Raw genomic sequence first — 17,995 nt, 5'->3', positions numbered from 1 at the left:
CACGACCGCCGACCAGAGCGGCAACCCAGGGAGACGTTCACGGGCCGCTGACGCTGTGCCCGTCCGAGCCGAAACTCCAGATGTTGCCCACGGGACGGCCCCCACGGCGGAGAACGGTTCCGAGCAGGGCGGTGAGGTCGGCCTCGACCTCGGCGAGCAGATCACCGCCGAAGACGCAGAGCGATTGGCCCCACGGGTCGCCGAACGTGCCCAGCCGCAGGTCGGCTGTGGTGAAAAGGCGGTGGTCGCCGCGGTCCGGGAAGGCGCAGCGCGGCGTAGGCGGTTGCCCCGGCCCGCCGGTCCGTCGCGGGTCGAAGTGGTATCCCTGGACGAACGGATGAAGGGCATACACGCGCTCGCCGGGGCGAACGGTGGCCCGCAGGCCGCGCTGGACGATCGACTCCAGTGCCGCGATGCCTGCCTCGTCCTCCTCGATCGCGGCGAGGTGCCAGGCCACCGACTCCGGCGGCTCCACCAGCCGAGGATGAGCCTGCGTCGCGGCCGAGAACTCCCACTGAGAGGCGAAGCGCCCCCAGATCTCATCCCCCTGCGGATCGTCGAAGACCAGCACCACCGGACGCTCCCGCGCCGGCGGGTTCGGGGGAGACCAGTGGTAGGAACGGACCGTCGTCACATCATGGAAGCCCACGCCGAGAAGCATCGCCCGGAGATCACCGGTGGCCTCCGCGACAACGTATCGCCATCGGCAGCCATCCGGCGGACGAGAATCCCCCGGGTGCCGGGTACGCAGGTCGATCCAGGCCCGCCAACCGGGCAGGAATGCGGGCTCAGGCAAGGTCATGCCGCCGATGGAGACGAACTCGGTGCCGTCGACGAGGATGGCCCAGCCGGCTGCCAGAGCCCATCCGTCGAGTTCTCGCACCGCCAGGTTTCGGCACCAGCCGATGGCGTCGCCGTCCGCCTCCGACTGCGCCAGCGTCGTCCGGTGCGGGCCGGAGGCCGCAGCCATCGCCTGTACCCGCGCCAGCAGTGGGTGCTCCCCGAACGTGACCTCCCGGACGCGCTGTCCGACGGGAAGCGGAAACGGTGCGGAGGGCAGGGAGTCGATCGGAGCCACCAGCACGTGACGTTCCCAGCCGGGGGTGAATCGGGCGGCGACGAGGTGCTCGGCGAGCTGCGGTGGATCGTACGCGTGGACCTTCCACTCGACCGGCTCGCCGCTTGCGGCGAAGGCTTCTTGCTGCCGCCGGATCAGGGCGCCCAGCCCGGCCCCGGGCAGGTCACGGTGGTCCACCGTGCCGTGGGTGCCGAAATGCGCCCGTACGACGGGTCCATCCTGCTCGAAGACGACTCCGAGTGGGCCGAGGGCCGGCGGTGTCCAGGCCCGCAACTGAGTGTCGTAGGCGGCGAGCAACTCATCGGCCACGGACGGCACCGGCTGTTCCCCCGTTCCCGTACTGGATCCGTAAGTATTCCTCCTGTGTGCCGTACGCGTGTCCCCGTCGTCGGCCGATGCGGGGTGACAGCATGTTCGCCATGACGCTGTCACTGCCCATCGACCCGCAGGCCAACGAACTGCTGGCGCGCAGCCCGCTGGCCCTGCTCCTCGGCATGGTGCTGGACCAGCAGGTGCCGATGGAGAAAGCGTTCTCCTCCCCGTACGTGCTGGCGCAGCGGCTCGGCCACGAGCCGGACGCCGCGGAACTGGCCGGGTACGACCCGGAGGCGCTGGTGGAGCTCTTCGCCCGGCCGCCGGCGCTGCATCGCTTCCCGAAGGCGATGGCGGCCCGCGTGCAGGAGGTGTGCCGGATGCTCGTCGAGCGCTACGACGGCGACCCGGCCCGGCTCTGGTCGGACGTGGCCGACGGGCGGGAACTGCTGCGCCGGGTCGGCGAGCTGCCCGGGTTCGGCCGGCAGAAGGCGCAGATCTTCGTCGCGCTGCTCGGGAAGCGGTTCGGAGTCACTCCGGACGGCTGGCGCGAGGCGGCCGGTGACTACGGCGACGCGGACGCCCACCGGTCGGTGGCGGACGTGACCGATCCGGAGTCGCTGCGCCGGGTACGCGAGTTCAAGCAGCGGATGAAGGCGGAGGCGAAGGCCGCGAAGGGCTGATCCGCCGCCCGCCGCCGCAACCGGCCCGCCGCCCCTGTCGTTTGTTGCCAGGACGGGGGACGGGGGCGGACGATGACCGAGCAGCGGGGCGGGGCGCTGCTGCGTACCGCGTCCAGCCCCGGCCGGGCCACCTTCCTGGAGCTCTTCTTCGACCTGGTCTTCGTGTTCGCGCTGACCCGGGTCTCGCAGCGCCTGATCGACGGGCTCGACGGCTCGGCCGGTGCGGTGGCCGCCGACGTGGGCAAGACCCTGCTGCTGTTCCTGGTGCTCTGGCAGGTCTGGACCCTCACCACCTGGGTGACCAGCCGGTACGAGCCGGAGCGCACGGTCATCCAGGTCGTGGTGGTCGGCACCATGTTCGGCAGCCTGGTGCTGGGGGTGACGCTGCCCCGGGCGCTGGAGGAACGGGCGCTGCCGTTCGCGCTCGCGTACGTCGCGGTGATGGTCGGCCGGCCGCTGCTGATCGCGGTGGCGCTGCGGGGGCATCCGCGCCGCATGGTCCCGCTGCGGCTGGCCGCCTGGGCGGGATTCAGCGCCCCGCTCTGGCTCGCCGGCGCGCTGATGCCCGGTCCGCGCCTGGCGCTGTGGGTCGTCGCGCTGGCGGTGGACCATCTCGGCACGCTCCTGGGCTGGCCGCTGCCCCGGCTCGGGGCCTCGCGGGTCCGGCAGTGGCTCGTCGCCGGGGAGCACCTCGCCGAGCGCTACCAGCAGATCTTCCTCATCGCGCTCGGCGAGTCGATCCTGGTGATCGGCGTGACCTACAGCGGCAAGGAGTTCTCCGGCGACGCCGCGGTGGCGTTCGCGATCTCGTTCGTGATCACGGCGTTGCTCTGGCGGATCTACTTCTACCGGGCCGGCCACCTGCTCGCGCAGGCGCTGCGGACGGCCGGCACGCCGGGACGGCTGGCCGAGTCGGCGGCGCAGACCCACCTCTTCATGGTGCTCGGGGTGATCGGCGCGGCGGTCGGCTACGAGTTGGTCATCGCCCACCCGTACGACACGGCCCGGCCCGACTGGCTGGTCTTCGTGGTGGGCGGTCCGGCGCTGTTCCTGGCCGCCCGCTCCCGGTTCGAGTACGAGATCTTCGGCCGGGTGTCCCGCCCCCGGCTGGCCGGGCTGCTGGCCCTGGTGCTGCTCCTGCCCGCGCTGGTGGCCGTGCCGGCGATGTTCGCGCTCGGCGCGGTGGCCGTCCTGCTGGCGCTCGTCGCGTTCGCCGACGCCCGCCGGGCCTGGCACCGGCCGCCGGAGTCCTCCGCCTCGCCGATCGGGCGGGAGGCGCTCGGCGAGGGTGGCCCCGAGGCGTGAGTTGTCAGGCGGCGGTCGGGCGGGAGAGCGAGGCCAGCGCGCGGCGTACGTCGGCCAGCGAGACGGTGGCCGAGTCGTCCAGGTCGGCCAGGCCGGCCTCGATCCACTGCCGCATCAGCGTGGTCACGCCGATGCCGCGCGCGTCGGCGGCGGCGCGGACGCGCTCGTACGTCTCCAGCGGCAGCCGGACCGACCGGCTGACCATCGGCACGTCGGTGTCGGGGGTGGGCAGTTGGGCCGGTGACGTGTCGTCGATCAGGTCGGCGAACGTGTCGCCCCCGGCGTGGAACCGCTTGGTCGCCTCGTCACGGTGCATCGTGACCGCCTCCTCGTCGGCGTGAGTTCCGCACCGCCTCGTCGTAGCGCTTGGCCTCGACGTCGCTCAGTTCGCGGGCGGAGAGGATGTCCCAGTCGTTGTCGGTGCCGTCGGCCTCGGCCAGCAGCACGGCGAGTCGCCGGCCGCGGTGCTCGGTGGCGTAGACCACCATCACGTCGTCACCGAGGTGCCGGATGACCCGGTGCCTGCTGTGCAGGGCCTCCCAGACTTCCCCGGGTGTGACGTCGTAGACCCGCAGGTTCGCCAGCGCCTCGTCGGTGAAGCTGAACCGGTTGGCCACGGATCGAAGCGTACCACCCACGTAACACGCGACCGCTCGTCACGAATTTCGCCGATCATCCGTCCGGAGTGACAGGATGGGCCGTATCCCCTCGTAGGAGGTCCGTGGTGAAGCGTCAGGCGTACCAGCCGATCCTGATCACCGACGCCCCGCGCAGCCAGGACGACCAGCTCAACAGCCGGCAGAAGCGTTACGTGCTGATGATGGCCATCCGGGTCGCGTGTCTGGTGGCGGGCGCGATCCTGGTCGGCGCGAAGGCACCGCTGCTCTGGCTCTGGCTGCCGCTGTGCGCGCTCGGCATGGTGCTCGTGCCCTGGCTCGCCGTGCTGCTCGCCAACGACCGGCCGCCCAAGGAGGAGCACCGGCTGGCGAACCGGTTCCAGAACCGGCGCCGCGAGGAGCCCGCGCCCACCGCCCTCACCGCCGAGGAGAACCCGCACAAGATCATCGACGCCGAGCCCTGACCGGCCCGGGCGGAGCACCCGCCCGGACCGGCCACCGCGTCAGGGCGCCGGGCGGGCGCCCACCGTCGTCACGGCGAGCGCGCCCAGGTCACCGGCGCGGGCCAGCGCGGCACGCGGGTCGGCCCCGGCCAGCCACGCGGTGAGCAGCCCGGCGGCGAACGCGTCCCCGGCGCCGGTCACGTCCACCACGTCCACCCCGGGTGCCGGCGCGAACTCCACCACACCGCCGCGCTCCACCCACACCGCGCCCGCCGCGCCGCGCTTGACCACCACCCGGTGCGCCACCGCGGTCAGCGCCCGCGCCTGCGCCGCCGGGTCCAGCCCGCCGGCCAGCACCGTCGCCTCGTCCGTGTTGACCAGCAGCAGGTCGACGTCGCGTACCCAGGTCAGGAACGCCCCGCCGACGCGCCGCAGCGGCGCCGCGGACGCCGCGTCGACGCTGACGGTCAGCCCGCGCTCGCGGGCCGTGGCCAGCGCGCGCAGGCCGGCGCCGCGCGACCCGACGTCCAACAGGGTGTACGCGGACAGGTGCAGATGCCCGGCGTCGGGCGCGGCGGCCAGCGCCGCGTCCACGTGCGCGGCGGTCAGCCGCAGGTTCGCGCCCCGCTGACTGATCATCGTGCGCTCCCCGTCGTGGGCGAGCACGATGACGGTGCCGGTCGGGTAGCCCTCGTGCCGCTCCACCGCGCAGTCCACACCGATCCGGGTCAGCTCGGCCACCCGCTCACGGCCGGTCTCGTCGTCGCCGACGGCGGCGACCAGCGTCACCGCCGCGCCCTGCCCGGCGAGCCAGGCCGCGGTGTTCGCCGCCTGCCCGCCGCCGCTGAACCGGATCCCGGCCGCGGTGTCCGAGCCGGTCGCGAGCGGCCCGGACAGCACCGCGAGCACGTCGGTGATCACGTCGCCGACGACGACGATGCGCGGCGTGGCGCTCATGGGGCGCGACGGGTCGCCGCGGCGACCGCGATCCGGGCCGCGAGGTCGGCGTTGCGCAGGATGATCCGGACGTTCACCGCCAGGCTGGCGCCCTCGGTCGCCGAGTGGAAGTGCGACAGCAGGAACGGGGTGACCGCCTTGCCGGTGATCCCCTCGCGGGCCAGCGCGGCCAGCCCTTCGGCGAGCGTCCGGTCGTGCAGCGCCGGGTCGAGCTGCTCGTCGGCGGGCAGCGGGTTGGCCACCACCAGGCCGCCGTGGTGCACGCCGTGCGCCGCGCGGGCGGCCAGCACGTCCGCCACCTGCTCCGGCGACTCGACCGACCAGTCCAGGTCGAAGCCGGCGTCGGTGAGGTAGAAGCCGGGGAAGCGGCGGGTGCGGTAGCCGACCACGCCCACCCCGAGCGTCTCCAGCCGCTCCAGCGTGGCGCCCACGTCGAGGATCGACTTCACCCCGGCGCAGACCACCGCGATCGGGGTCCGGGCCAGCGTGACCAGGTCCGCCGACTCGTCGAACGTCTGCGCCGCCTCCCGGTGCACGCCGCCGAGCCCGCCGGTGGCGAACACGCCGATCCCGGCCGCCGCAGCGACCGCGCTGGTGGCCGCGACGGTGGTGGCGCCGTCCGCGCCGGTGGCCGCCGCCGGGGCCAGGTCGCGGACCGAGAGCTTGCTCACGCCGTCGACGGTGGCGAGGCGGGTGAGCTGGGCGTCGTCCAGCCCCACCCGCAACTCGCCGGCGACCATGCCGATGGTGGCCGGCACCGCGCCCGCGTCCCGTACCGCCTGCTCGATCTCGCGCGCCACGCGCAGGTTGTCCGGCCGGGGCAGCCCGTGCGAGACGATCGTGCTCTCCAACGCCACGACCGGGCGGCCGTCGCGCAGGGCGTCGGCCACCTCACTACCGAGACTGATGTGAAAGTTGGTCACGTCGGCTACCGTACGGCCCGCTCCCGCCCGGGGCCCAGGTGGACCAGGACGGACCGACCTGGAAAACTGGAACGCCGGAGGTGGAGTCGTGAGCACAGAGGTTCTCGAGCGTCCCGAGCTGAAGGACGCGGACACTGGTCCGGAGATGTTCCACTACGTCCGTAAGGAGAAGATCGCTGAGAGTGCCGTCATGGGCACCTTCGTGGTCGCGCTCTGCGGCGAGACGTTCCCGGTCACCAAGGCGGCCAAGCCCGGCTCGCCGGTGTGCCCGAAGTGCAAGGAGATCTACGACTCGTACGCCGAGTGACAGCGGGCGGCTCCGCCGCCCCTCGACGTAACCTGCGGCGGTGACCACCTCCACCGCCCTGCTTGTCGCCGACCTCACCGGCGTGGCGGTCTTCGCCGCCTCCGGCGCCTCCGCGGCGGTGGCGAAACGGCTCGACCTGTTCGGCGTCGTCTTCGTCGGCGTGGTCGCCGCGCTCGGCGGAGGAATCTTCCGTGACCTGGCGATCGACGAGGTGCCCCCGCTGGCGTTCGCCGACTGGCGGTACGCCGCCACCGCGTCCGTCACCGCCGCCGCCGTGTTCTGGCTTCACCCGCAGCTCGCCCGGCTGCGCACCACGGTGCTGGTGCTCGACGCCGCCGGCCTCGGCCTGTTCACCGTCATCGGCACGCTCAAGGCCCTCGACGCCGCGGTGCCGCCGGTCGGCGCCTGCATGATCGGCATGCTCACCGCGATCGGTGGCGGGCTGGGCCGCGACCTGCTCACCGGCGAGATCCCGGTGGTGCTGCGCCGGGAGATCTACGCCCTCGCCGCGCTCGCCGGCGCGGTCACCGTGGCGCTGCTGTCGGCGTCCGGACAGGCGACCGCCGTGCCGCTCACCGCCGCCGCCCTGCTCGTGTTCGGGCTGCGCCTGATCGCGCTGCGCCGACGCTGGTCCGCACCGGTGGCGACGCTGCGGCCGCCGCGCACCGGCACCCGGGGACCACTGCCCTGACCCGCTTCCCACCGGGGTGGGCGGATGTGACAGGCGTGGCGTCGAGTGGGGCGTACGGCCCGCGCTGGTTATGCTGAGTCCGCCTTCGCGGCACCGGATGCGCGAGGGCGTTTTCATGGGCGGCGGCTCCCGTGGCCCCGGTCGGGCCCGCCGCCGTCCGCGGCGGAGAGGAGCTACGCGTGCCACCGCGGATGCCGGCGCTCGACACGTTCCCGCCCCTGCGCGCCTGGCAACGCAAGGCGCTCGTGGAATACCTGCGCCGCCGGACCGAGGACTTCACCGCGGTCGCCACGCCCGGCGCCGGTAAGACCACGTTCGCGCTGCGCATCGCCGCCGAGCTGCTCGCCGACGGCACCGTCGAGGCGGTCACCGTGGTCGCGCCGACCGAGCACCTGAAGACCCAGTGGGCGCAGGCCGCCGCCCGGGTCGGCATCCAGCTCGACGCCGCGTTCCGCAACGCCGACCTGCACTCCGCCGCCGACTTCCACGGCGCGGTGGTCACGTACGCGCAGGTGGGCATGGCGCCGCAGGTGCACCGGCGGCGCACCATGACCCGACGCACGCTGGTCATCCTCGACGAGATCCACCATGCCGGCGACTCGCGTACCTGGGGCGACGGCGTCAAGGCGGCCTTCGAGCCCGCGGTACGCCGGCTGATGCTCACCGGCACGCCGTTCCGCTCCGACGACAATCCGATCCCGTTCGTCAGCTACGAGCGCGGCGGCGACGGGCTGCTGCGCTCCCGCGCCGACTCGGTCTACGGCTACTCCGACGCGCTGCGCGAGGGCGTGGTCCGGCCGGTGCTGTTCCTGGCGTACTCGGGGGAGACCCGGTGGCGCACCAACGCCGGTGAGGAGCTGGCGGCCCGCCTCGGCGAGCCGATGACGCAGGACCTGATCGCCCAGGCGTGGCGTACCGCGCTGGACCCGGCCGGCGACTGGATGCCGCAGGTGCTGCGCGCCGCCGACGCCCGGCTCAGCGTGCTGCGCGACAACGGCATGCCCGACGCGGGCGGCCTGGTCATCGCCAGCGACCAGCAGGTGGCCCGCGCGTACGCGAAGCTGCTGGAGCAGGTGACCGGTGAGAAGGCCGCCGTGGTGCTCTCCGACGACCAGGGCGCGTCCGCGCGGATCGCGACGTTCGCCGCCTCGCAGCAACGGTGGCTGGTCGCGGTGCGGATGGTGTCCGAGGGCGTCGACATCCCCCGGCTCGCGGTCGGCGTGTACGCGACGAGTGCCAGCACCCCGCTGTACTTCGCGCAGGCGATCGGCCGGTTCGTCCGGGCCCGCCGTCCCGGTGAGACCGCGTCGGTGTTCCTGCCCAGCGTGCCGCACCTGCTGGGGCTGGCGAGCGAGATGGAGGCCGAGCGGGACCACGTGCTCGGCAAGCCGAAGGACCGCGAGGGCTTCGACGACGACCTGCTGGAGCGCGCCCAGCGCGACGACGGCGCCAGTGGCGAGCTGGAGAAGCGCTTCGCCGCGCTCTCCGCGACCGCCGAGCTGGACCAGGTCATCTTCGACGGCGCGTCGTTCGGCACCGCCGCCCAGGCCGGTACGCCGGAGGAGGAGGAATATCTCGGCCTGCCCGGTCTGCTCACCGCCGACCAGGTCTCGCTGCTGCTGACCAAGCGGCAGGCCGAGCAGCTCGCCGCGCAGAAGCGCCGGGCCGCCCAGCGGACCGCTGAGCCGGCCGCTGCGGCCCCGGCGGCGGCGCCCCCACCGATGAGTGCCGCCCAGCGCCGGGTGGCGCTACGGCGGCAGCTGAACGCTCTGGTGGCCGCCCGGCACCACCACACCGGCCAGCCGCACGGCAAGATCCACGCCGAGCTGCGCCGGATCTGCGGCGGCCCACCCAGCGCGCAGGCGACGATCGAGCAGCTCGAAGAGCGCATCGCCACCGTGCAGACCCTGTAAGGAAGGGCCCCCTGTTAACGCCTCCGGTAGAGCAGGGGCCCCTTCTTAACACCGGGCGGCGCAGGCGGCACCGGCACGAAAAACCGGCCGGAGGCGACCCGTGTGGGTGCCTCCGGCCGGTTATGTCGTGATGTGGATTCCTGTCGGACCTCAGTTCGCCATGAGATCGGCGCCACGCCAGCTGAACTCCGGGTCCGACGCGTAGCGCACGGTGATCTTCACGAGATCCTCCGCGTACTTGTTCGCGTGGTGCCCACAGAACACCAGCTCACTCCCACCCGCCAGAGTGATCCGGAGCTTGCCGGCAGCATTGCAGCGGTCGCACCGTTCATCGGCGGCCGGGGGGCTCACCGTCTCGGGCGGCGGCGTGAGGGTCGGGGTCATCGCCTTCCTCCTCTGGTCGTCACCGATGAACACTCTCTTCGGTTGCTCACCTATCGTGCAACACCCATCTCGGGCCCTGCCTTCCCTGTGTGCCCGCGGGGGACCGAGGTCACACATGGCGTGGGGGACAGTGTGCCGTGCACCAAGGGTGCCACGTCAACGATCACAAACAGGCAACCGATCGATCACTGATGAGTGTTCTACGGCTGGTGATCAAACCGGCACGAATTGTTGACGTACGCGGTCAGTCCAGGTAGTCGCGGAGCACCTGGGAACGCGAGGGGTGCCGCAACTTGGACATGGTCTTCGATTCGATCTGCCGGATGCGTTCCCGGGTCACGCCGTACACCTGGCCGATCTCGTCCAGGGTGCGCGGCTGACCGTCGGTGAGGCCGAAGCGCAGGCGCACCACGCCCGCCTCACGCTCGGACAGCGTCTGGAGGACCTGCTGGAGCTGGTCCTGCAGCAGCGAGAACGACACCGCGTCGACGGCGACGACCGCCTCGGAGTCCTCGATGAAGTCGCCGAGCTGGCTGTCACCCTCGTCACCGATGGTCTGGTCGAGCGAGATGGGCTCCCGGGCGTACTGCTGGATCTCCAGCACCTTCTCCGGTGTGATGTCCATCTCCTTGGCCAGCTCCTCCGGGGTGGGCTCGCGGCCCAGGTCCTGGAGCAGCTCGCGCTGGATCCGGCCGAGCTTGTTGATCACCTCGACCATGTGCACGGGGATGCGGATGGTGCGGGCCTGGTCGGCCATGGCGCGGGTGATGGCCTGGCGGATCCACCAGGTGGCGTAGGTGGAGAACTTGTAGCCCTTGGTGTAGTCGAACTTCTCGACGGCGCGGATGAGGCCGAGGTTGCCTTCCTGGATGAGGTCGAGGAAGGCCATGCCGCGACCGGTGTAGCGCTTGGCCAGCGAGACCACCAGGCGGAGATTGGCCTCCAGCAGGTGGTTCTTGGCGCGCTCGCCGTCCCGGGAGATCCACATCAGGTCGCGCTGCAGGTCGCGGACCAGCTTCTCCTCGCCCTCGTCGGCGGCGCGCAGCCGCTCGGCGGCGTAGAGGCCGGCCTCGATCCGCTTGGCCAGCTCGACCTCCTGCTCGGCGTTGAGCAGCGGAACCTTGCCGATCTGCTTGAGGTACGCCCGCACGGAGTCGGCGGAGGCGGTCAGCTCGGCGTCCCGGCGCGCCTGCTTGAGCGCCTCGGACTCCTCGTCGTCCCACTCGAAGTCGTTGTCGGTGGCGGAGCTGGCCGCGTCGGCCTCGGCGGCCTGGGTCAGCTCGGCCGGCTCCTCGACCACCACGTCCTCGATCTCGGCGGCCAGCTCCTCCGGGTCGATCTCGCCCTCGGGGCCCTCCGCCTTGCCGCCGGCCTTCCCCGGCTTCGCCGCGGCGGTCTTGGCGGCCACCGTGGCCTTGGTGGCGCGGGTCGCCTTGGTGGCCTTCGCCGGGGCGGCGGCCTTGGCGACGTCGGCCGTGGTGGCCTTGCGCGCGGTCGCCTTCCGGGGGGCCGGGGCGGCGGGCGCCTCCTCGGCGGCCGGCGCCTGCTTCGGGGCGGGCGCGGCGGCCTTCTTCGTGGTCTTGGCGGTGGTCGCGCGGGAGGCCGGGGTGGCGGACCGGGCGGCGGCGACGCGGCGGCGGGTGCTCGCCGAGCCGTCCACCACCACCGTCACGCCCGCCTCGGAGAGCGCGCGGAGGATCTTCTTGGCCTGGGCCGGGGTCACCTCAGCGGACTCGACGGTGCGCGCGAGCTGGGCCGACGTGAGCTGACCGCCGGCGCTCTGCGCGTGGGCGATCAGGGTGTCGGTGAGCGAGCGAACGTCGGCGCCGGTCTGGCGGGGATCTGTCACGAAGACCTTCCGGAGGCGAAAAGAGCGAGCACGGCCGGGTCGTCCGGCGCAGCATGGGACGGCCGTGCCGGGCGAGTCGTTGAGGACCCCCGTGTCCCGGGCCGTCCGGTCGCTGGCGGTCCGTGGCGCGTGGGCAGGGTGAATTGTAACGCCGTCTGCCGCGATCATCCCGCGCCGCACGGCGGACCGGCGGTCCGGGACCGCCGAATCGGCGCAGATGTGGACTTTGTAAGGATGATACCCGCGCACGGGTGGGCCGGTCCCGATCGTGCGGGAAGGGGACAAACATGATCACCGCGACGCCTACGGCGCGGGAGTTGCTCACGATCGCGGTCGAGGTGGCCCGGGAGGCCGCCGCCACCGCGTACCGGATGCGGGTCGAGGGTGTCTCGGTGGCCGCGACGAAGAGCACGGTGACCGACGTGGTCACCGCCGCCGACCGGGCGGTGGAGCGGCAGGTGCTGGCCGCGCTGCGGCAGCGGCGGCCGGGCGACGCGGTGCTGGGCGAGGAGTACGGCGCGGGGGAGACCGGCCCCGCCGGCGCCGACGGGGTGCGCTGGATCCTCGACCCGATCGACGGCACCGTCAACTACCTGTACGGGCTGCCCTACTGCGCGGTCTCGCTGGCCGCTGAGGTGGCCGGCGAGGTGGTCGCCGGGGTGGTCCGCAACGTCGTCACCGGCGAGGAGTGGACCGCGACGCTCGGCGGCGGCGCCTGGCGCGACGGGCAGCGGCTGAGCGGCTCGACCGCGACCGATCTCGGTCAGGCGCTCGTGGCCACCGGCTTCGGCTACGACGCCGGCCGCCGGGCCCACCAGGCGCGGGTGGTGACGGAGCTGATCCCGCACATCCGGGACATCCGCCGGATGGGCGCCGCCGCGCTCGACCTCTGCCTGGCCGCCGAGGGGCGGGTGGATGCGTACTACGAGAAGGGCCTGGCCGACTGGGACCTGGCCGCCGGCGGGCTGGTCGCCCGGGAGGCCGGGCTGCTGGTGACCGGCCTGTCCGGCCGCCCGGCCGGACCGGACCTGGTGCTCGCCGCGCCGCCGGCGCTGCACGGGCCGCTGCACGCCCGGCTGGTCGACCTGGACGCCTCCGGCGGGCCGTGACCTGACCCGCACACGCGACAGGGCGGCCCTCCCGGAGGAGGACCGCCCTGCGTCGTCGGGCCGCCGGCCGCCTACTTCTCGACCGGCTTCGGGCAGGTCTCCGGCGGCGCCTGCGGGGCGCCCAGGTCGCCGAGCGACTGGTTGACCTCGGTGGTGGTGGCGAGCTGCTGGAACTGGTTGCCCAGGACCACGTCGACCACGTCGTCCTTGCGGTTCGCGTCGAACTTCTGGCTGGCCTCGTTCAGGAAGTACGCGCGCAGCAGGTGCGCCGACCCCACGGCGTTGGGACCGAACCGCAACTCGGCCACGCCGTCGAACGCCTTCTTCTCGTTGCCGACCTTCTTGACCTGGAACTTGCGGTTGCGGAAGTCGTCCGCGACGCTGCCGGCCCGGCCGGCCTCGTCGGTGGCGTTGTAGACGTTGATCTTGACGTCCTTCTGCTCCCGCAGCCGCAGGTCGACCAGCGGCCAGCCGTCCGGGCAGGCGGCCGCCGTACCGGCTGTGCCCTGACTGTCCTTCAACACGGCGACGACCACGACGACCAGGGCGACGACCGCCAGCAGTCCGACGACAACGAGTGCCCGCACTCGCGCAAAACTCATCCTGGGCGCTCCCCGGACAGTGATTGGGTGGTGGCGGGCGACGCGGTCGGGCCGCGACCGGTCGGCCGTCCAGTACGCCGCTGAGGTTAACCGTTGTCCGGCTCAGGCGTGGAAACAGTCCGACATACCGGCGCGCCACGCGGTGAACCGGTAGGACTACCCCTATCTTCGTGTCGCCTGAGTCACATTGGGAACAACTTCGGGCGCCGAGGCGTACATCTCCCCCGCGAGGGCGGTATACATGCCTCGCCCACAGGGGGGGTAAGGTTCCGCGCTCACCGGGGGCATTTCGCACCGGCGAGCCCGGCCCACCGCTCGTCGGGTCGGGTGCCCGACAGAGATGGTGGCCGGTCAGGGGAACCGAAACGGCGTCGTCCGGCGTTACAACCGGCAGCGACAATATCGATATTGGAGAGTGAAACCGATGGCCACCGACTACGACGCCCCGCGTCGCGACGAGGTCGACCTCGGCGAGGACAGCCTCGAAGAGCTCAAGGCCCGGCGGGTCGACTCACAGTCGGGCGCCGTGGACGTCGACGAGGCCGAGGTGGCCGAGAGCTTCGAGCTGCCCGGCGCCGACCTGGCCGACGAGGAGCTCACGGTCAAGGTCCTTCCGATGCAGCAGGACGAGTTCCGGTGCGCCCGCTGCTTCCTGGTCCACCACCGCAGCCAGCTGGCGGTCGAGCGCAACGGCGACCTGATCTGCCGCGAGTGCGTCTGATCCCGACCGGGGACACCGGCGGCGGCCTCCTCGACGGGGCCGCCGCTGTTCGAGCCGCCGCCGTGCGCCGGTGGCCGGTTGCTGCTTGACTCGTTACGGGCGGCTGCCACGCCGCGCGGAGCAAGGAGGGCGGACGGGTGAGCGAGCGCAGCGAGGGGACCGGCGCCGACCGGACCCCGGCTCCAGCGGCGGGACCGGCACCGACCGGGCCGGATGCGACACCGACCGGCTCCGCCGTGCCCGCACCTGGCGGCTCCACCGTGCCGCCGGCCTCCACCGAACTCGCCGCGACGGCGGCCACTACCGGCTCCGGTTCGACGTCCGGTGAGCCGGGCGCGGACGCCGGGGAACTCGGCGCGACGGTCGCCGCCCTGACCGCCGACGACATCGCCCCGGCCCGCCGGCGGCAACTGCTGACCCGGCTGGTCGGGCAGGCCCGCGCCCGGGGGATCACCGACCTGTTCAAGCCGAGGGCGGCGGTGCGCTGGATGACCGACACGGTCGCCGAGATCGCCCCGCACGTGCCGATCCGCGACCTCGCCACGCTGCGGCGGCACTTCCCCGGCCTGGACGACGACGCGCTCGCCGACCGGCTGGTCCGCAACGCGTCCCGGGCCACCGCCGGGGTCGGCGCGGCCGGCGGCGGAGTGGCAGCTGTCGAGTGGGCGGTGACGCCCACGCTGCTCTCCGCCCCCGTCCTGCTGGCCGCCGAGACGGTCGCGGTGGTGGCGATCGAGCTGAAACTCATCGGCGAGCTGCACGAGGTCCACCGGGTGCCGCTGCCGGCCGGCGGCGCCGGCCGCGCGGTGTCGCTGGTGCAGTCCTGGGCCACCCAGCGCGGGGTCAACCCGATGATGCCGGGCGTCGGAGTGAGCGCGGTGCTCGGCACCGCCGCCCGCCGCGAGCTGCGGGACAGTCTGATGCGCCGATTCGGGCGCAACCTCACCACGCTCGGGCCGTTCCTGACCGGCGCCGCCGTGGCCGGCTACCTCAACCGCCGGGCCACCCGCGCGCTCGGCGAGCAACTGCGCAAGGACCTGCGGCGGACCGCCCGGGCACTGCCGGACAAGCCGTCCTGACCGGCGGCGGACCGGCCGCTCGCGGGCGGCGTCGGGTCAGGCCGCCTCGGGGCGGCGTCGGATCAGGCCGCGTCGCGGGCGGCCAGGACGGCGGCCGCCAGCTGGACCGGGTGCCGGGTGCTGACCACCCAGAACGGGGTCGGGTCCTCCGGGTCGTCCAGCACCACCTGCACGGCGCCGTCGATCCACGGACGCTGCACCACGAAGGCCAGCGGGTCGGAGCCGACGCCGAGCACCTCGCGCCGGCCGGCCGCGTCCAGCGGCACCACGTCCGCGACGTACCGCACCGGGAGGTGGGCGTCGTCCACCCGCAGCTCGCCGTCGCGCACCTCGACCCGGATCCGGCCCAGCCACCACAGGGCGGCCACCGCGGCGGGGATCAGCAGCACGAACGGCAGCCAGGCGCGGACGCCGGTCGCGCCCATCCACAGTTCGACCGCGAGCAGCGCGGCCGCGGCCAGCCCGAGCGGCCAGGCCCACCAGGGCAGACCGAGGCGCTCCGCGTACGGCGCGGCGGTGGCCGGCGGCGCGGCCGGAGATGACGACTGACGCACACTGACGAGGGTACGGCGCGTCGCGGGCCCGGCAACCGGCAGGATGACAGGGCACCCCCGCAGGACCGGACGGAAGAGGATGACCGTGACAGACGTCGTACCCGTGCCCGTGCGACTGCTCGACCCGGAGCTGCCGCTGCCGGCGTACGCCCATCCCGGTGACGCCGGCGCGGACCTGGTGGCCGCCGCGGACGTCGAGCTGCCCCCCGGCGGCCGGGCCCTGGTGCCCACCGGCGTGTCGGTGGCGCTGCCCGACGGGTACGTCGGGCTGGTCCACCCCCGATCCGGTCTGGCGGCGAGGCTCGGCGTGACGGTGCTCAACGCGCCCGGTACGGTCGACGCCGGCTACCGGGGTGAGATCCTGGTCAACCTGATCAACCACGATCGGGACACGCCAGCCAAGATCAGCCGGGGCGACCGCATCGCGCAACTGGTGGTCCAGCGGGTCGCCCGGGCCGAGTTCCGGCCGGTGGCCGAGCTGCCCGCGTCCCGGCGTGGCACGGGCGGGCACGGGTCCACCGGCGGGCACGCCGGCCTGGTCCCGGCGCCGTCCGGCGGGCAGAGCGAAGAGGTGGCAGGGTGAGTGCGAACAGCGGAGGGTGGGCGCAGTGATCTTCTCCCGGAAGCGGGCCGACGAGGCGCGTGACAATGGGGTCCTCGACGCCGAGGAGACCCCGTCGGCGCCGGACCGCGGGCCGTACGACGTCAGCGAGGCCCCCGACGCGCCCCGGCTCGACCTGGGCAGCCTCCAGATCCCGGCGGTGCCGGACGTGGAGGTGCGCGTCCAGGCCGACCCGCAGGGCGTGATCCAGCAGGTGGTGCTGGTGCACGGGCAGAGCGCGCTGCAGCTCGGCGTCTTCGCCGCGCCCCGCTCCGAGGGCATCTGGGACGAGGTGCGCGAGGAGATCCGCCAGTCGCTCGTCGCCGACGGCGCCACCGTCCAGGAGGTCGACGGGGAGCGCGGTCCCGAGCTGCGCGCCCGGGTGCGTACCCCGGACGGCCCGACCGACCTGCGCTTCGTCGGCATCGACGGCCCGCGCTGGATGGTGCGCGGCGTCTTCCAGGGCCTCGCGGCCACCGAGGCGGCCACCGCCGGGCCGCTGACGGCCTGCCTGGACGGCCTGGTGGTCGACCGCGGGCAGGAGGCCAAGCCGGTGCGCGAGCCGCTGCCGCTGCGGCTGCCCCGCGAGGTCGCCGAGCAGCAGGCCGCCGCCGAGCAGCAGGAGGTCTGATCCACACGTGCCCGGGCCCGGCGTCGAACGGCGCCGGGCCCGCGGCGTGCCGGCGTCCCGGGCGGCGGTACGCGTACCACGGCGCTCCCGCCGGCGGGCCGTGTCGGCGTACTCTGGCGGGACGGTTCCGCCACCAGCGGGGCCCCGCTGTGGAGAGGGTGACGCGGAGGTCATGACGACCGACGAGAGCCGGGGGTCGCTGCGGCGGCTCCTGCACCGGCTCACCGCCAGCGAGGCCGAGATCGAGGCGCAGGAGCTGCGCCGGGAGAGCGCCGAGTCCGGCGGCACGCCGGCCCGCCAGTGCAACAGGGGCCAGGTGGTGTCGGTGGCCGGGCGGCTGCGCACCGTCGTCTACACGCCGCGGACGAACCTGCCCACGCTGGAGGCGGACCTCTACGACGGCACCGACGTCGTCACGCTGGTCTGGCTGGGCCGTCGGCACATCGCCGGGATCGAGCCGGGCCGGCACCTGACCGCGCGCGGCCGGGTGGCGGTGCGTGACGACCGCAAGGTGATCTACAACCCGTACTACGAGCTGGAGTCGCCGAAGTGACGACCGGACAGCAGCACACCCCGTCGGGTCTCGGCCCGCAGGACGAGGAGCGGCTGCCCAGCCTCGCCGAGCAGATGGCCGACCAGCTCGGCGGATGGCGCGGGCTGGTCGAGTCGAGCATCCCGGTGGTGGTCTTCGTGGTCGCCAACGTGATCGGCGAGCTGCGCCCCGCCGTGTACGCCTCGGTGGCGGTGGCGCTGCTGATCGCCGGCCTGCGGCTGGCCCAGCGCAAGCCGGTGCGGCACGCGGTGAACGGCCTGTTCGGCGTCGGCATCGGCGCGCTGCTGGCCCTGCGTACCGGCGACGAGCGCGACTTCTACCTGCCCGGCATCCTCTACGGCATCGGCTACGGCCTGGCGCTGCTGCTCTCGGCCGCGATCCGGCAGCCGCTGGTCGGCTGGATCTGGTCGGTGCTGGTCGCCAAGGGCCGCTCCGAGTGGCGCGACGACCCCAAGCTGGTCCGCACCTTCACCCAGCTCACCGTGCTGTGGGGCGTGGTGTGGCTGGCCAAGGTCGGCGTACAGGCCGGGCTCTACCTGGCCCACCAGGACACCGCGCTGGGCGTGGCCCGGCTCGCGCTGGGCTACCCGCCGTACGCGCTGCTGCTGCTGATCACCGTCTGGGTGGTCCGCCGGGTCACCCGGGAGGGCGCGCCCACCCCGCTGCCGGGCGCCTGAGGCCGC

22 protein-coding genes are annotated in these 17,995 nt (G+C 73.5%); 13 read left to right on the top strand and 9 right to left on the bottom strand.

The window, feature by feature from the left end:
- Nucleotides 1-37: 37 nt before the first annotated feature.
- On the bottom strand, nucleotides 38-1,387 hold the full coding sequence (locus HA073_RS31065) for a DUF2716 domain-containing protein (protein WP_166455469.1): 1,350 nt from the start codon (nucleotides 1,385-1,387) through the stop codon (nucleotides 38-40).
- A 101-nt stretch (nucleotides 1,388-1,488) separates the two neighbouring features.
- Here HA073_RS31065 and HA073_RS00520 point away from each other — a divergent pair, with 101 nt between their 5' ends.
- Nucleotides 1,489-2,073 (top strand): HhH-GPD-type base excision DNA repair protein, encoded by a 585-nt coding sequence (locus HA073_RS00520; RefSeq protein WP_043325693.1) that lies wholly within the window; start codon nucleotides 1,489-1,491, stop codon nucleotides 2,071-2,073.
- A gap of 72 nt (nucleotides 2,074-2,145) precedes the next feature.
- Nucleotides 2,146-3,378, top strand: a complete 1,233-nt coding sequence (locus HA073_RS00515; RefSeq protein ID WP_064447136.1) for a low temperature requirement protein A — start codon at nucleotides 2,146-2,148, stop codon at nucleotides 3,376-3,378.
- A 4-nt stretch (nucleotides 3,379-3,382) separates the two neighbouring features.
- Here the strand turns inward: HA073_RS00515 and HA073_RS00510 are convergent, their stop codons facing one another.
- A complete protein-coding gene (locus tag HA073_RS00510; protein WP_030502972.1) occupies nucleotides 3,383-3,694 on the bottom strand; it encodes a hypothetical protein in 312 nt (103 codons plus the stop codon).
- On the bottom strand, nucleotides 3,684-3,995 hold the full coding sequence (locus HA073_RS00505; RefSeq protein WP_043325691.1) for a hypothetical protein: 312 nt from the start codon (nucleotides 3,993-3,995) through the stop codon (nucleotides 3,684-3,686). The genes HA073_RS00510 and HA073_RS00505 overlap by 11 nt, the downstream gene beginning before the upstream one ends.
- A 107-nt stretch (nucleotides 3,996-4,102) precedes the next feature.
- Between HA073_RS00505 and HA073_RS00500 the strand changes: the two genes are divergently transcribed.
- Nucleotides 4,103-4,459, top strand: a complete 357-nt coding sequence (locus HA073_RS00500) for a DUF3099 domain-containing protein (protein ID WP_013284780.1) — start codon at nucleotides 4,103-4,105, stop codon at nucleotides 4,457-4,459.
- 39 nt (nucleotides 4,460-4,498) lie between these two features.
- On the opposite strand, the gene HA073_RS00495 is transcribed toward HA073_RS00500, so the two are convergent.
- On the bottom strand, nucleotides 4,499-5,395 hold the full coding sequence (locus tag HA073_RS00495; protein WP_064447137.1) for a carbohydrate kinase family protein: 897 nt from the start codon (nucleotides 5,393-5,395) through the stop codon (nucleotides 4,499-4,501).
- On the bottom strand, nucleotides 5,392-6,318 hold the full coding sequence (locus HA073_RS00490; RefSeq protein WP_043325690.1) for a pseudouridine-5'-phosphate glycosidase: 927 nt from the start codon (nucleotides 6,316-6,318) through the stop codon (nucleotides 5,392-5,394). Before HA073_RS00490 ends, HA073_RS00495 begins: the two co-directional genes overlap by 4 nt.
- An 88-nt stretch (nucleotides 6,319-6,406) precedes the next feature.
- Here HA073_RS00490 and HA073_RS00485 point away from each other — a divergent pair, with 88 nt between their 5' ends.
- From HA073_RS00485 to HA073_RS00475, 3 genes are all read left to right on the top strand, one after another.
- Nucleotides 6,407-6,625: a DUF3039 domain-containing protein gene (locus HA073_RS00485; RefSeq protein WP_030502976.1), complete on the top strand. Its 219-nt coding sequence runs from the start codon at nucleotides 6,407-6,409 to the stop codon at nucleotides 6,623-6,625.
- A 40-nt stretch (nucleotides 6,626-6,665) separates the two neighbouring features.
- Nucleotides 6,666-7,316 (top strand): trimeric intracellular cation channel family protein, encoded by a 651-nt coding sequence (locus HA073_RS00480; RefSeq protein ID WP_043325688.1) that lies wholly within the window; start codon nucleotides 6,666-6,668, stop codon nucleotides 7,314-7,316.
- Nucleotides 7,317-7,507: 191 nt separating this feature from the next.
- The gene (locus HA073_RS00475) at nucleotides 7,508-9,229 is read left to right on the top strand and encodes a DEAD/DEAH box helicase (protein WP_043325686.1); all 1,722 of its coding nucleotides are present in this window, start codon (nucleotides 7,508-7,510) and stop codon (nucleotides 9,227-9,229) included.
- A 150-nt stretch (nucleotides 9,230-9,379) separates the two neighbouring features.
- On the opposite strand, the gene HA073_RS00470 is transcribed toward HA073_RS00475, so the two are convergent.
- On the bottom strand, nucleotides 9,380-9,613 hold the full coding sequence (locus tag HA073_RS00470) for a hypothetical protein (protein ID WP_013284786.1): 234 nt from the start codon (nucleotides 9,611-9,613) through the stop codon (nucleotides 9,380-9,382).
- Between the two features lie 244 nt (nucleotides 9,614-9,857).
- Complete coding sequence (locus HA073_RS00465; RefSeq protein ID WP_043325685.1) at nucleotides 9,858-11,462, bottom strand: RNA polymerase sigma factor; 1,605 nt, start codon at nucleotides 11,460-11,462, stop codon at nucleotides 9,858-9,860.
- 287 nt (nucleotides 11,463-11,749) lie between these two features.
- Here HA073_RS00465 and HA073_RS00460 point away from each other — a divergent pair, with 287 nt between their 5' ends.
- Nucleotides 11,750-12,571, top strand: coding sequence for an inositol monophosphatase family protein (locus tag HA073_RS00460; protein ID WP_043325683.1), 822 nt, complete (start codon nucleotides 11,750-11,752; stop codon nucleotides 12,569-12,571).
- A 71-nt stretch (nucleotides 12,572-12,642) separates the two neighbouring features.
- On the opposite strand, the gene HA073_RS00455 is transcribed toward HA073_RS00460, so the two are convergent.
- On the bottom strand, nucleotides 12,643-13,158 hold the full coding sequence (locus HA073_RS00455; protein ID WP_181373764.1) for a LytR C-terminal domain-containing protein: 516 nt from the start codon (nucleotides 13,156-13,158) through the stop codon (nucleotides 12,643-12,645).
- Between the two features lie 439 nt (nucleotides 13,159-13,597).
- Here HA073_RS00455 and HA073_RS00450 point away from each other — a divergent pair, with 439 nt between their 5' ends.
- Together HA073_RS00450 and HA073_RS00445 are read left to right on the top strand one after the other, a co-directional pair.
- Nucleotides 13,598-13,894, top strand: coding sequence for a DUF4193 domain-containing protein (locus tag HA073_RS00450; RefSeq protein ID WP_013284790.1), 297 nt, complete (start codon nucleotides 13,598-13,600; stop codon nucleotides 13,892-13,894).
- Nucleotides 13,895-14,031: 137 nt separating this feature from the next.
- Nucleotides 14,032-14,973 carry a hypothetical protein gene (locus HA073_RS00445; RefSeq protein WP_373888006.1) on the top strand — a complete coding sequence of 314 codons (942 nt, stop codon included), beginning with the start codon at nucleotides 14,032-14,034 and terminating at the stop codon, nucleotides 14,971-14,973.
- A gap of 62 nt (nucleotides 14,974-15,035) precedes the next feature.
- Here the strand turns inward: HA073_RS00445 and HA073_RS00440 are convergent, their stop codons facing one another.
- Nucleotides 15,036-15,527: a DUF3093 domain-containing protein gene (locus tag HA073_RS00440; RefSeq protein ID WP_064447141.1), complete on the bottom strand. Its 492-nt coding sequence runs from the start codon at nucleotides 15,525-15,527 to the stop codon at nucleotides 15,036-15,038.
- Between the two features lie 85 nt (nucleotides 15,528-15,612).
- Between HA073_RS00440 and dut the strand changes: the two genes are divergently transcribed.
- The 4 genes from dut to HA073_RS00420 all read left to right on the top strand — a co-directional run bounded on the left by dut (nucleotide 15,613) and on the right by HA073_RS00420 (nucleotide 17,989).
- Nucleotides 15,613-16,110, top strand: a complete 498-nt coding sequence (gene dut, locus HA073_RS00435) for a dUTP diphosphatase (RefSeq protein ID WP_030502984.1) — start codon at nucleotides 15,613-15,615, stop codon at nucleotides 16,108-16,110.
- 25 nt (nucleotides 16,111-16,135) lie between these two features.
- Nucleotides 16,136-16,759, top strand: coding sequence for a DUF3710 domain-containing protein (locus HA073_RS00430; RefSeq protein ID WP_043325677.1), 624 nt, complete (start codon nucleotides 16,136-16,138; stop codon nucleotides 16,757-16,759).
- A 172-nt stretch (nucleotides 16,760-16,931) separates the two neighbouring features.
- Nucleotides 16,932-17,312 carry an OB-fold nucleic acid binding domain-containing protein gene (locus HA073_RS00425; protein ID WP_043325675.1) on the top strand — a complete coding sequence of 127 codons (381 nt, stop codon included), beginning with the start codon at nucleotides 16,932-16,934 and terminating at the stop codon, nucleotides 17,310-17,312.
- Nucleotides 17,309-17,989, top strand: a complete 681-nt coding sequence (locus tag HA073_RS00420) for a DUF3159 domain-containing protein (protein WP_069089369.1) — start codon at nucleotides 17,309-17,311, stop codon at nucleotides 17,987-17,989. The genes HA073_RS00425 and HA073_RS00420 overlap by 4 nt, the downstream gene beginning before the upstream one ends.
- The last annotated feature ends 6 nt before the right edge of the window (nucleotides 17,990-17,995 follow it).

It is taken from the genome of Micromonospora sp. CMU55-4, from assembly GCF_011602315.1.
Taxonomy (GTDB): domain Bacteria; phylum Actinomycetota; class Actinomycetes; order Mycobacteriales; family Micromonosporaceae; genus Micromonospora; species Micromonospora chalcea.
This window is presented reverse-complemented; position numbering and strand designations above follow the sequence as displayed.